Raw genomic sequence first — 12,672 nt, forward strand, 5'->3', positions numbered from 1 at the left:
ACAAAGTACAGCATCGTGACCAACAGCAACGATTCCGTCACACTGCGCCTCATGACTGAGCATGACCTTGCGATGCTCTATGAGTGGCTAAATCGATCTCATATCGTCGAGTGGTGGGGCGGAGAAGAAGCACGCCCGACACTTGCTGACGTACAGGAACAGTACTTGCCAAGCGTTTTAGCGCAAGAGTCCGTCACTCCATACATTGCAATGCTGAATGGAGAGCCGATTGGGTATGCCCAGTCGTACGTTGCTCTTGGAAGCGGGGACGGAAGGTGGGAAGAAGAAACCGATCCAGGAGTACGCGGAATAGACCAGTTACTGGCGAATGCATCACAACTGGGCAAAGGCTTGGGAACCAAGCTGGTTCGAGCTCTGGTTGAGTTGCTGTTCAATGATCCCGAGGTCACCAAGATCCAAACGGACCCGTCGCCGAGCAACTTGCGAGCGATCCGATGCTACGAGAAAGCGGGGTTTGAGAGGCAAGGTACCGTAACCACCCCATATGGTCCAGCCGTGTACATGGTTCAAACACGCCAGGCATTCGAGCGAACACGCAGTGATGCCTAACCCTTCCATCGAGGGGGACGTCCAAGGGCTGGCGCCCTTGGCCGCCCCTCATGTCAAACGTTATGCAGCCAAATCCCAACAATTAAGGGTCTTAAAATGGTAAAAGATTGGATTCCCATCTCTCATGATAATTACAAGCAGGTGCAAGGACCGTTCTATCATGGAACCAAAGCCAATTTGGCGATTGGTGACTTGCTAACCACAGGGTTCATCTCTCATTTCGAGGACGGTCGTATTCTTAAGCACATCTACTTTTCAGCCTTGATGGAGCCAGCAGTTTGGGGAGCTGAACTTGCTATGTCACTGTCTGGCCTCGAGGGTCGCGGCTACATATACATAGTTGAGCCAACAGGACCGTTCGAAGACGATCCGAATCTTACGAACAAAAGATTTCCCGGTAATCCAACACAGTCCTATAGAACCTGCGAACCCTTGAGAATTGTTGGCGTTGTTGAAGACTGGGAGGGGCATCCTGTTGAATTAATAAGGGGAATGTTGGATTCGTTGGAGGACTTAAAGCGCCGTGGTTTACACGTCATTGAAGACTAGTCCTTTGCATAACAAAGCCATCAAACCGGACGCCAGAGATTCCGCGCCTGTTGCGCATGGCTTCGCCATTTTATGCGCAATAGGCGCGCCACCCTGTCGCCGTTTATGGCGGCGTTAGATGCACTAAGCACATAATTGCTCACAGCCAAACTATCAGGTCAAGTCTGCTTTTATTATTTTTAAGCGTGCATAATAAGCCCTACACAAATTGGGAGATATATCATGAAAGGCTGGCTTTTTCTTGTTATCGCAATAGTTGGCGAAGTAATCGCAACATCCGCATTAAAATCTAGCGAGGGCTTTACTAAGCTTGCCCCTTCCGCCGTTGTCATAATCGGTTATGGCATCGCATTTTATTTTCTTTCTCTGGTTCTGAAATCCATCCCTGTCGGTGTTGCTTATGCAGTCTGGTCGGGACTCGGCGTCGTCATAATTACAGCCATTGCCTGGTTGCTTCATGGGCAAAAGCTTGATGCGTGGGGCTTTGTAGGTATGGGGCTCATAATTGCTGCCTTTTTGCTCGCCCGATCCCCATCGTGGAAGTCGCTGCGGAGGCCGACGCCATGGTGACGGTGTTCGGCATTCTGAATCTCACCGAGGACTCCTTCTTCGATGAGAGCCGGCGGCTAGACCCCGCCGGCGCTGTCACCGCGGCGATCGAAATGCTGCGAGTCGGATCAGACGTCGTGGATGTCGGACCGGCCGCCAGCCATCCGGACGCGAGGCCTGTATCGCCGGCCGATGAGATCAGACGTATTGCGCCGCTCTTAGACGCCCTGTCCGATCAGATGCACCGTGTTTCAATCGACAGCTTCCAACCGGAAACCCAGCGCTATGCGCTCAAGCGCGGCGTGGGCTACCTGAACGATATCCAAGGATTTCCTGACCCTGCGCTCTATCCCGATATTGCTGAGGCGGACTGCAGGCTGGTGGTTATGCACTCAGCGCAGCGGGATGGCATCGCCACCCGCACCGGTCACCTTCGACCCGAAGACGCGCTCGACGAGATTGTGCGGTTCTTCGAGGCGCGGGTTTCCGCCTTGCGACGGAGCGGGGTCGCTGCCGACCGGCTCATCCTCGATCCGGGGATGGGATTTTTCTTGAGCCCCGCACCGGAAACATCGCTGCACGTGCTGTCGAACCTTCAAAAGCTGAAGTCGGCGTTGGGGCTTCCGCTATTGGTCTCGGTGTCGCGGAAATCCTTCTTGGGCGCCACCGTTGGCCTTCCTGTAAAGGATCTGGGTCCAGCGAGCCTTGCGGCGGAACTTCACGCGATCGGCAATGGCGCTGACTACGTCCGCACCCACGCGCCTGGAGATCTGCGAAGCGCAATCACCTTCTCGGAAACCCTCGCGAAATTTCGCAGTCGCGACGCCAGAGACCGAGGGTTAGATCATGCCTAGCATTCACCTTCCGGCCGCCCGCTAAATATCTCCTTTTGGGTTGTTAATAAAACATCCAATAAGTTGACTGTGCGTGAAAAAGAAAGTTTTGTGTGATGGCGTTGAAGATCGCACCGTTAAGCTCTTATGTGGGATGGTGCAGAGCTCGACGACTACCGATAAAACGCAACCGCCGCAAACAGACAAGAAAAAGCCCCAACTGATAACAGTTGGGGCTTCAGTATTGTGATTGGTGGAGCAATAGCACCCTGAACCCAAAACCTTCTCGCTCAACCGGTAGTGGCTGATAACAACTCGTGAGGGCTATTGCGGGTTAAGCATTTAGCGATGTCTAGGGCCAGACTGGACGTCTGAACGCAAGCCGCTGATACTGTACATAACCACAGTATCAGCGGAGGATACCCATGTCGCTGGCAAGGAACGCCACGGCGAGTCAATCGCCCACTCAAACAAACGGTTACGAACGCCACCAACCCGACCAGACGCTGCTCTACCAGCTGGTTGAGCAGCACTACCCAGCCTTCAAAGCCTCACTCGAAGCCCAAGGTCAACACCTGCCTCGCTACATCCAACAAGAATTCAACGACCTCCTCCAATGTGGCCGTCTGGAGTATGGTTTCATGCGGGTTCGCTGCGAGGATTGTCATCACGAGCGTCTGGTCGCCTTCAGCTGTAAACGACGCGGCTTTTGCCCTAGCTGCGGTGCCCGCCGGATGGCCGAGAGTGCGGCGCTGCTGATAGACGAAGTCTTCCCCAAGGAGCCCATTCGCCAGTGGGTGCTCAGCTTTCCTTTCCAGCTACGCTTTTTGCTGGCTCGCCATCCCCAGCTGATGGGCCAGGTCTTGAGTATCGTCTATCGTACACTCTCAACTCATCTGATCAAAAAAGCCGGTTACACCAAAGCCTCTGCACAAACTGGCTCAGTGACTCTTATCCAACGCTTTGGCTCCGCGCTAAATCTCAATGTCCACTACCACATGCTGTTTCTCGATGGTGTCTATGCCGAAGATGACTATGGCAAGCAACGCTTCCATCGTGTCAAGGCACCCACTTACGATGAGCTGAATACGCTCGCTCACACCCTCAGCCATCGCATCGCTCGCTGCATGGAAAAGCGTGGGATTTTGGAGCGTGATGCCGAGAATACGTGGTTGACACTGGAAGAGGGCGAAGACGATACGCTGACTCAATTACATGGTGCTTCGGTTACGTATCGCATTGCCGTCGGCCCCCAGCAAGGGCGCAAAGTCTTCACCCTGCAAACCTTGCCAGGGCGTGAGGATAAAGCCGACTCAAGCAGTCGAGTAGCCAACCATGCTGGTTTCTCGCTACACGCCGGTGTGATGGCCGAAGCGCATCAGCGGGATAAGCTTGAGCGCTTGTGTCGCTACATTAGTCGGCCAGCGGTTTCAGAAAAACGTCTGGCATTAACCGCCAATGGGCAGGTGCGTTACGAGCTCAAAACTCCGTACCGCAATGGCACCACCCATGTGATCTTCGAGCCGCTGGACTTCATCGCCAAACTCGCTGCGTTGGTACCTAAGCCGCGAGTCAACCTCACACGCTTCCACGGCGTCTTTGCACCGAACAGCAAACACCGAGTTCAAGTAACACCCGCCAAGCGGGGCAAGAAGCCCGACAAATCGGAAGGTCTCGATACTAACTGGCGTGACAAGAGTCCTGCAGAGCGCCACCGCGCCATGACCTGGATGCAACGCCTCAAGCGAGTCTTCAATATTGATATTGAAGTCTGCGAACACTGCGGCGGTCACGTCAAAGTGATTGCCAGCATCGAAGATCCGAAGGTCATTGAGCAGATTCTCAAGCATCTGAAACAGAAAACAGCCAAGGCGAATGCCGCCAAGCAGCGTGAGCTGCCACCAGAACGAGCGCCGCCACTGACTCCCAGCCTGTTCGATCCATCACAGAGTCGTCTCTTTGACTGACGACCCCAAATCCAACACTGCTCAACACTGCCAACTTTTAAACGGGGCGGTGGGGCAGTTTGTATCTCTCGAGCTATCAGGCTAGAGATTTTACCGCCAAATCGAACCTTATTAGAGCGGTTTAGGCTGGACCGGCAGTTAAAATTGGGGCTTGAGCGGTAAACGAGTGAGGGAATTTCAGGTAAGATACTTCGGATGAGGAGCAAAAAGGTGGTTTATACTTCCTATACCCGTTAGCACCCTCCCTGATTAAAGGAAGCCGTATGGATATTATTGATAAAGTTTTTCAGCAAGAGGATTTCTCACGCCAGGATTTGAGTGACAGCCGTTTTCGCCGCTGCCGCTTTTATCAGTGTGACTTCAGCCACTGTCAGCTGCAGGATGCCAGTTTCGAGGATTGCAGTTTCATTGAAAGCGGCGCCGTTGAAGGGTGTCACTTCAGCTATGCCGATCTGCGCGATGCCAGTTTCAAGGCCTGCCGTCTGTCTTTGGCCAACTTCAGCGGTGCCAACTGCTTTGGCATAGAGTTCAGGGAGTGCGATCTCAAGGGCGCCAACTTTTCCCGGGCCCGCTTCTACAATCAAGTCAGCCATAAGATGTACTTCTGCTCGGCTTATATCTCAGGTTGCAACCTGGCCTATACCAACTTGAGTGGCCAATGCCTGGAAAAATGCGAGCTGTTTGAAAACAACTGGAGCAATGCCAATCTCAGCGGCGCTTCCTTGATGGGCTCAGATCTCAGCCGCGGCACCTTCTCCCGCGACTGTTGGCAACAGGTCAATCTGCGGGGCTGTGACCTGACCTTTGCCGATCTGGATGGGCTCGACCCCAGACGGGTCAACCTCGAAGGAGTCAAGATCTGTGCCTGGCAACAGGAGCAACTGCTGGAACCCTTGGGAGTAATAGTGCTGCCGGATTAGCTCGAATGCAAACACAAGAGGCAAATATCACTTGAGTTCCGCGCTACAACAAGGCAGATTCGGCACTGTTGCAAATAGTCGGTGGTGATAAACTTATCATCCCCTTTTGCTGATGGAGCTGCACATGAACCCATTCAAAGGCCGGCATTTTCAGCGTGACATCATTCTGTGGGCCGTACGCTGGTACTGCAAATACGGCATCAGTTACCGTGAGCTGCAGGAGATGCTGGCTGAACGCGGAGTGAATGTCGATCACTCCACGATTTACCGCTGGGTTCAGCGTTATGCGCCTGAAATGGAAAAACGGCTGCGCTGGTACTGGCGTAACCCTTCCGATCTTTGCCCGTGGCACATGGATGAAACCTACGTGAAGGTCAATGGCCGCTGGGCGTATCTGTACCGGGCCGTCGACAGCCGGGGCCGCACTGTCGATTTTTATCTCTCCTCCCGTCGTAACAGCAAAGCTGCATACCGGTTTCTGGGTAAAATCCTCAACAACGTGAAGAAGTGGCAGATCCCGCGATTCATCAACACGGATAAAGCGCCCGCCTATGGTCGCGCGCTTGCTCTGCTCAAACGCGAAGGCCGGTGCCCGTCTGACGTTGAACACCGACAGATTAAGTACCGGAACAACGTGATTGAATGCGATCATGGCAAACTGAAACGGATAATCGGCGCCACGCTGGGATTTAAATCCATGAAGACGGCTTACGCCACCATCAAAGGTATTGAGGTGATGCGTGCACTACGCAAAGGCCAGGCCTCAGCATTTTATTATGGTGATCCCCTGGGCGAAATGCGCCTGGTAAGCAGAGTTTTTGAAATGTAAGGCCTTTGAATAAGACAAAAGGCTGCCTCATCGCTAACTTTGCAACAGTGCCTAAAATAAGCCTTATATCCAAGCATAAAACAAGGTTGTCTAGACTTCTTTTAACAGTAAAGTTATCATAAAACTGAATTTTATTTTTTAGGTAAGTTTATGCATTCTATCCGCATTCGTTAAGACACAACTATTTGCATAGTGACACTATTTTATAATGGTGGGCTTTTGTTGTGTCTTTAAGAATATATGCGGATATATAAAGTAAAAGTATGCTTAATTTATAAGTATGCTTTTAGTGCATAGTTTCCAGTTATAACTTAATTGACTAGCTATTTGTCCACCCTGTGGATGAATAGCTTTTTTTTTGGGAGGACACTGTGATGCTAGCTTTTGTTTTCACCTAAATCCTGTTTGCTGCATAAAAAATTTCAAGAGCTAAACAGGAGTAAATAAAAATGAGTTTAATTATTAAAGCGAGAAACATACGCTTGGATTATGCTGGGCGTGATGTTTTGGATATTGATGAATTGGAAATTCACTCTTATGACCGTATTGGTCTTGTGGGTGATAACGGAGCAGGAAAGAGTAGTTTACTCAAAGTACTTAATGGCGAAATTGTTTTAGCCGAAGCGACATTACAGCGTTTTGGTGATTTTGCACATATCAGCCAACTGGGCGGAATCGAAATAGAAACGGTCGAAGACCGGGCAATGTTATCTCGCCTTGGTGTTTCCAATGTACAAAACGACACAATGAGTGGCGGAGAGGAAACTCGTGCAAAAATTGCTGCCGCATTTTCCCAACAAGTACATGGCATTCTAGCGGATGAACCAACCAGCCACCTTGATCTCAATGGAATAGATCTACTTATTGGTCAACTTAAAGCATTTGATGGAGCATTACTTGTTATCAGTCATGACCGATATTTTCTTGATATGGTTGTAGACAAGATATGGGAGTTAAAAGACGGTAAAATTACGGAATATTGGGGTGGTTACTCGGATTACTTGCGTCAAAAAGAAGAAGAGCGACAACACCAAGCCGTAGAATATGAGCTGATGATGAAGGAACGGGAGCGATTAGAATCTGCTGTGCAAGAAAAACGCCAGCAAGCTAATCGATTAGACAATAAGAAAAAAGGAGAAAAATCCAAAAACTCTACCGAAAGTGCTGGACGACTTGGGCATGCAAAAATGACTGGCACCAAGCAAAGAAAACTGTATCAGGCAGCTAAGAGTATGGAAAAGCGTTTGGCTGCATTAGAAGATATTCAAGCACCAGAGCATTTGCGTTCTATTCGTTTTCGTCAAAGTTCAGCCCTAGAACTGCACAATAAGTTCCCGATTACGGCAGATGGTCTGAGCTTAAAATTTGGTAGCCGTACTATCTTTGATGACGCTAACTTTATAATACCGCTTGGCGCTAAAGTCGCTATAACTGGATCGAATGGAACAGGGAAAACGTCCTTGTTAAAAATGATATCAGAACGTGCTGATGGATTAACCATATCTCCAAAAGCTGAAATTGGCTACTTTACACAAACAGGATATAAATTTAACACGCATAAATCTGTGCTCTCCTTTATGCAGGAAGAGTGCGAGTACACAGTTGCGGAAATTCGTGCAGTATTGGCTTCAATGGGGATCGGAGCGAATGATATTCAAAAAAACTTATCCGACTTATCGGGAGGTGAAATCATCAAACTGCTTTTATCCAAAATGCTTTTAGGAAAATATAATATTTTGCTTATGGATGAACCAGGAAACTATCTTGACCTAAAAAGTATTGCCGCATTAGAAACAATGATGAAGTCCTATGCAGGAACTATTATCTTCGTATCTCATGACAAGCAATTGGTCGATAATATTGCTGACATTATCTACGAGATCAAAGACCACAAAATCATCAAGACTTTTGAGAGAGATTGTTAATGATAGCCAATCTAATCCGAACATTAATTATTGAACTCTTTAAAGGAAATTAAAAATGACAATTCAAGATATTCAATCACTTGCTGAAGCACACGGCTTGTTGCTTACGGACAAAATGAATTTCAATGAAATGGGCATTGATTTTAAGGTCGTTTTTGCTCTTGATACAAAGGGGCAACAATGGTTGCTGCGTATTCCTCGTCGTGATGGCATGAGGGAACAAATCAAGAAAGAAAAACGCATTTTAGAATTGGTAAAAAAACATCTTTCTGTAGAGGTTCCTGATTGGAGAATTTCATCTACAGAATTAGTGGCTTATCCCATACTTAAAGATAATCCTGTTTTAAATTTGGATGCTGAAACCTATGAAATAATTTGGAATATGGACAAAGATAGCCCGAAATACATAACATCTTTGGCAAAAACCTTATTTGAAATCCATAGTATTCCTGAAAAAGAAGTTCGGGAAAATGATTTGAAAATTATGAAACCTTCAGATTTAAGACCTGAAATAGCAAACAATTTGCAGTTAGTAAAATCTGAAATTGGTATAAGTGAGCAATTGGAAACCCGCTACAGAAAATGGTTGGATAATGATGTTCTATGGGCAGATTTCACCCAATTTATACATGGCGATTTATATGCTGGGCATGTACTAGCTTCAAAGGATGGAGCTGTTTCAGGCGTTATTGATTGGTCAACAGCCCATATAGATGACCCAGCGATTGATTTTGCTGGGCATGTAACTTTGTTTGGAGAAGAAAGCCTCAAAACTCTAATCATCGAGTATGAAAAACTAGGGGGTAAAGTTTGGAATAAACTATATGAACAGACTTTAGAAAGAGCAGCGGCCTCTCCTTTGATGTATGGTTTATTTGCCTTAGAAACTCAAAATGAAAGCCTTATCGTTGGAGCAAAAGCTCAGTTGGGAGTTATATAATTTAAAAATATGATTGCTGAGAACTGCCTTGTTTTGAAACTTGGTTGGCTTTAATTAGTTTTTAGTATTCTTTATAGAAAATGCCTCGATCAAGGGGCATTTCTAACAATCATTTAACATAAAATTTCTTATGTGAAGTAACCTGAATGCAGCGGTGCCCCATTGGGGGCGCGTTGAGATAAGCCTCTTTTAGATAACTTTAGCAACTCGATAGACAGTTGCAACTCCACAATTCACTGCTTTGGCAATTTCTTCCTTAGTCATATTGCCAACTACTAGCAATTCTTTTATTCGTTTATGTTTAGCCTCATTTGCCTTCTTGCCTGTTGGTTTGTAACCCGAACGTGCCAGGCCCTGCTTAATACGTTCTATACGTTTCTCATTGTCTAGGCGGGCCATTGTTGCCAGAAGATCAATCAACATATTGTTGATGAGTTCCAAGATTGAATGAGTAATGCTGTCACTGGTTTGAAGGCACTGTTGCAAATAGTCGGTGGTGATAAACTTATCATCCCCTTTTGCTGATGGAGCTGCACATGAACCCATTCAAAGGCCGGCATTTTCAGCGTGACATCATTCTGTGGGCCGTACGCTGGTACTGCAAATACGGCATCAGTTACCGTGAGCTGCAGGAGATGCTGGCTGAACGCGGAGTGAATGTCGATCACTCCACGATTTACCGCTGGGTTCAGCGTTATGCGCCTGAAATGGAAAAACGGCTGCGCTGGTACTGGCGTAACCCTTCCGATCTTTGCCCGTGGCACATGGATGAAACCTACGTGAAGGTCAATGGCCGCTGGGCGTATCTGTACCGGGCCGTCGACAGCCGGGGCCGCACTGTCGATTTTTATCTCTCCTCCCGTCGTAACAGCAAAGCTGCATACCGGTTTCTGGGTAAAATCCTCAACAACGTGAAGAAGTGGCAGATCCCGCGATTCATCAACACGGATAAAGCGCCCGCCTATGGTCGCGCGCTTGCTCTGCTCAAACGCGAAGGCCGGTGCCCGTCTGACGTTGAACACCGACAGATTAAGTACCGGAACAACGTGATTGAATGCGATCATGGCAAACTGAAACGGATAATCGGCGCCACGCTGGGATTTAAATCCATGAAGACGGCTTACGCCACCATCAAAGGTATTGAGGTGATGCGTGCACTACGCAAAGGCCAGGCCTCAGCATTTTATTATGGTGATCCCCTGGGCGAAATGCGCCTGGTAAGCAGAGTTTTTGAAATGTAAGGCCTTTGAATAAGACAAAAGGCTGCCTCATCGCTAACTTTGCAACAGTGCCAATTTATGAGTAAAGGATTATGTCCACGATAAGCACCTGGGTCGATTCCTGGGAGGCGGCCATGAGGGTAGGGAAGCGCCGTCCCGTCAAGTCAGCGTAATGCTCTGCCAGTGTTACAACCAATTAACCAATTCTGATTAGAAAAACTCATCGAGCATCAAATGAAACTGCAATTTATTCATATCAGGATTATCAATACCATATTTTTGAAAAAGCCGTTTCTGTAATGAAGGAGAAAACTCACCGAGGCAGTTCCATAGGATGGCAAGATCCTGGTATCGGTCTGCGATTCCGACTCGTCCAACATCAATACAACCTATTAATTTCCCCTCGTCAAAAATAAGGTTATCAAGTGAGAAATCACCATGAGTGACGACTGAATCCGGTGAGAATGGCAAAAGCTTATGCATTTCTTTCCAGACTTGTTCAACAGGCCAGCCATTACGCTCGTCATCAAAATCACTCGCATCAACCAAACCGTTATTCATTCGTGATTGCGCCTGAGCGAGACGAAATACGCGATCGCTGTTAAAAGGACAATTACAAACAGGAATCGAATGCAACCGGCGCAGGAACACTGCCAGCGCATCAACAATATTTTCACCTGAATCAGGATATTCTTCTAATACCTGGAATGCTGTTTTCCCGGGGATCGCAGTGGTGAGTAACCATGCATCATCAGGAGTACGGATAAAATGCTTGATGGTCGGAAGAGGCATAAATTCCGTCAGCCAGTTTAGTCTGACCATCTCATCTGTAACATCATTGGCAACGCTACCTTTGCCATGTTTCAGAAACAACTCTGGCGCATCGGGCTTCCCATACAATCGATAGATTGTCGCACCTGATTGCCCGACATTATCGCGAGCCCATTTATACCCATATAAATCAGCATCCATGTTGGAATTTAATCGCGGCCTCGAGCAAGACGTTTCCCGTTGAATATGGCTCATAACACCCCTTGTATTACTGTTTATGTAAGCAGACAGTTTTATTGTTCATGATGATATATTTTTATCTTGTGCAATGTAACATCAGAGGGCACTGTTGCAAATAGTCGGTGGTGATAAACTTATCATCCCCTTTTGCTGATGGAGCTGCACATGAACCCATTCAAAGGCCGGCATTTTCAGCGTGACATCATTCTGTGGGCCGTACGCTGGTACTGCAAATACGGCATCAGTTACCGTGAGCTGCAGGAGATGCTGGCTGAACGCGGAGTGAATGTCGATCACTCCACGATTTACCGCTGGGTTCAGCGTTATGCGCCTGAAATGGAAAAACGGCTGCGCTGGTACTGGCGTAACCCTTCCGATCTTTGCCCGTGGCACATGGATGAAACCTACGTGAAGGTCAATGGCCGCTGGGCGTATCTGTACCGGGCCGTCGACAGCCGGGGCCGCACTGTCGATTTTTATCTCTCCTCCCGTCGTAACAGCAAAGCTGCATACCGGTTTCTGGGTAAAATCCTCAACAACGTGAAGAAGTGGCAGATCCCGCGATTCATCAACACGGATAAAGCGCCCGCCTATGGTCGCGCGCTTGCTCTGCTCAAACGCGAAGGCCGGTGCCCGTCTGACGTTGAACACCGACAGATTAAGTACCGGAACAACGTGATTGAATGCGATCATGGCAAACTGAAACGGATAATCGGCGCCACGCTGGGATTTAAATCCATGAAGACGGCTTACGCCACCATCAAAGGTATTGAGGTGATGCGTGCACTACGCAAAGGCCAGGCCTCAGCATTTTATTATGGTGATCCCCTGGGCGAAATGCGCCTGGTAAGCAGAGTTTTTGAAATGTAAGGCCTTTGAATAAGACAAAAGGCTGCCTCATCGCTAACTTTGCAACAGTGCCCGCCGATGCGCTCAAGCCGTGGATTGCGCGGCGTGAACGCTGGCCGTCCTTTCTGATCCGGCGCGATCCGCGCGACATCAGCCGTATCTGGGTCCTGGAACCGGAGGGACAGCATTACCTGGAAATTCCCTACCGTACCTTGTCGCATCCGGCTGTCACCCTCTGGGAACAACGGCAGGCGCTGGCGAAACTGCGGCAGCAAGGGCGCGAACAGGTGGATGAGTCGGCGCTGTTCCGCATGATCGGCCAGATGCGTGAGATTGTGACCAGCGCGCAGAAGGCCACACGCAAGGCGCGGCGTGACGCGGATCGCCGCCAGCACCTCAAGACATCAGCTCGGCCGGACAAGCCCGTTCCGCCGGATACGGATATTGCCGACCCGCAGGCAGACAACTTGCCACCCGCCAAACCGTTCGACCAGATTGAGGAGTGGTAGC

At 48.7% G+C, this 12,672-nt stretch carries 12 protein-coding genes and 2 pseudogenes; 12 read left to right on the forward strand and 2 right to left on the reverse strand.

The genetic code is table 11. The features are described 5' to 3' along the window. Positions 1-15 precede the first annotated feature (15 nt). From M1E96_RS20885 to M1E96_RS20925, 9 genes are all read left to right on the forward strand, one after another. The gene (locus M1E96_RS20885) at positions 16-570 is read left to right on the forward strand and encodes a fluoroquinolone-acetylating aminoglycoside 6'-N-acetyltransferase AAC(6')-Ib-cr5 (RefSeq protein WP_063840321.1); all 555 of its coding nucleotides are present in this window, start codon (positions 16-18) and stop codon (positions 568-570) included. Between the two features lie 96 nt (positions 571-666). After that, on the forward strand, positions 667-1,119 hold the full coding sequence (locus M1E96_RS20890) for an NAD(+)--rifampin ADP-ribosyltransferase Arr-3 (RefSeq protein WP_001749986.1): 453 nt from the start codon (positions 667-669) through the stop codon (positions 1,117-1,119). Between the two features lie 222 nt (positions 1,120-1,341). Beyond that, positions 1,342-1,689, forward strand: coding sequence for a quaternary ammonium compound efflux SMR transporter QacE delta 1 (locus M1E96_RS20895; protein ID WP_000679427.1), 348 nt, complete (start codon positions 1,342-1,344; stop codon positions 1,687-1,689). Continuing rightward, positions 1,683-2,522 (forward strand): sulfonamide-resistant dihydropteroate synthase Sul1, encoded by an 840-nt coding sequence (gene sul1, locus M1E96_RS20900; protein ID WP_000259031.1) that lies wholly within the window; start codon positions 1,683-1,685, stop codon positions 2,520-2,522. The genes M1E96_RS20895 and sul1 overlap by 7 nt, the downstream gene beginning before the upstream one ends. Before the next feature lie 404 nt (positions 2,523-2,926). Next, complete coding sequence (locus M1E96_RS20905; RefSeq protein ID WP_000050481.1) at positions 2,927-4,468, forward strand: IS91-like element ISCR1 family transposase; 1,542 nt, start codon at positions 2,927-2,929, stop codon at positions 4,466-4,468. Positions 4,469-4,731: 263 nt separating this feature from the next. Next, on the forward strand, positions 4,732-5,388 hold the full coding sequence (locus M1E96_RS20910) for a quinolone resistance pentapeptide repeat protein QnrA1 (RefSeq protein WP_012579084.1): 657 nt from the start codon (positions 4,732-4,734) through the stop codon (positions 5,386-5,388). Positions 5,389-5,512: 124 nt separating this feature from the next. After that, on the forward strand, positions 5,513-6,217 hold the full coding sequence (locus M1E96_RS20915) for an IS6-like element IS26 family transposase (RefSeq protein ID WP_001067855.1): 705 nt from the start codon (positions 5,513-5,515) through the stop codon (positions 6,215-6,217). A 449-nt stretch (positions 6,218-6,666) separates the two neighbouring features. Beyond that, positions 6,667-8,142: an ABC-F type ribosomal protection protein Msr(E) gene (gene msr(E) / locus M1E96_RS20920; protein WP_000052512.1), complete on the forward strand. Its 1,476-nt coding sequence runs from the start codon at positions 6,667-6,669 to the stop codon at positions 8,140-8,142. A gap of 55 nt (positions 8,143-8,197) precedes the next feature. Continuing rightward, a complete protein-coding gene (locus M1E96_RS20925; RefSeq protein ID WP_000155092.1) occupies positions 8,198-9,082 on the forward strand; it encodes an Mph(E) family macrolide 2'-phosphotransferase in 885 nt (294 codons plus the stop codon). A gap of 189 nt (positions 9,083-9,271) precedes the next feature. On the opposite strand, the pseudogene M1E96_RS20930 reads toward M1E96_RS20925, so the two are convergent. Beyond that, positions 9,272-9,556: pseudogene (locus M1E96_RS20930) on the reverse strand (helix-turn-helix domain-containing protein); the annotation flags it as partial. Positions 9,557-9,618: 62 nt separating this feature from the next. On the opposite strand from M1E96_RS20930, the gene M1E96_RS20935 reads away from it, so the two are divergent. After that, a complete protein-coding gene (locus M1E96_RS20935; protein ID WP_001067855.1) occupies positions 9,619-10,323 on the forward strand; it encodes an IS6-like element IS26 family transposase in 705 nt (234 codons plus the stop codon). A gap of 189 nt (positions 10,324-10,512) precedes the next feature. Here the strand turns inward: M1E96_RS20935 and M1E96_RS20940 are convergent, their stop codons facing one another. Then, entirely contained in the window at positions 10,513-11,328 is an 816-nt protein-coding gene (locus M1E96_RS20940; protein ID WP_000018329.1) for an aminoglycoside O-phosphotransferase APH(3')-Ia, read from the reverse strand. Positions 11,329-11,478: 150 nt separating this feature from the next. Between M1E96_RS20940 and M1E96_RS20945 the strand changes: the two genes are divergently transcribed. Together M1E96_RS20945 and M1E96_RS20950 are read left to right on the forward strand one after the other, a co-directional pair. Next, the gene (locus M1E96_RS20945) at positions 11,479-12,183 is read left to right on the forward strand and encodes an IS6-like element IS26 family transposase (protein WP_001067855.1); all 705 of its coding nucleotides are present in this window, start codon (positions 11,479-11,481) and stop codon (positions 12,181-12,183) included. A 53-nt stretch (positions 12,184-12,236) separates the two neighbouring features. Continuing rightward, positions 12,237-12,671, forward strand: a pseudogene (locus tag M1E96_RS20950) (Mu transposase C-terminal domain-containing protein); the annotation flags it as partial. Position 12,672: the final 1 nt, after the last annotated feature.

This window comes from Providencia sp. PROV236, assembly GCF_033676985.1.
GTDB classification, from domain to species: Bacteria; Pseudomonadota; Gammaproteobacteria; order Enterobacterales; family Enterobacteriaceae; genus Providencia; species Providencia manganoxydans.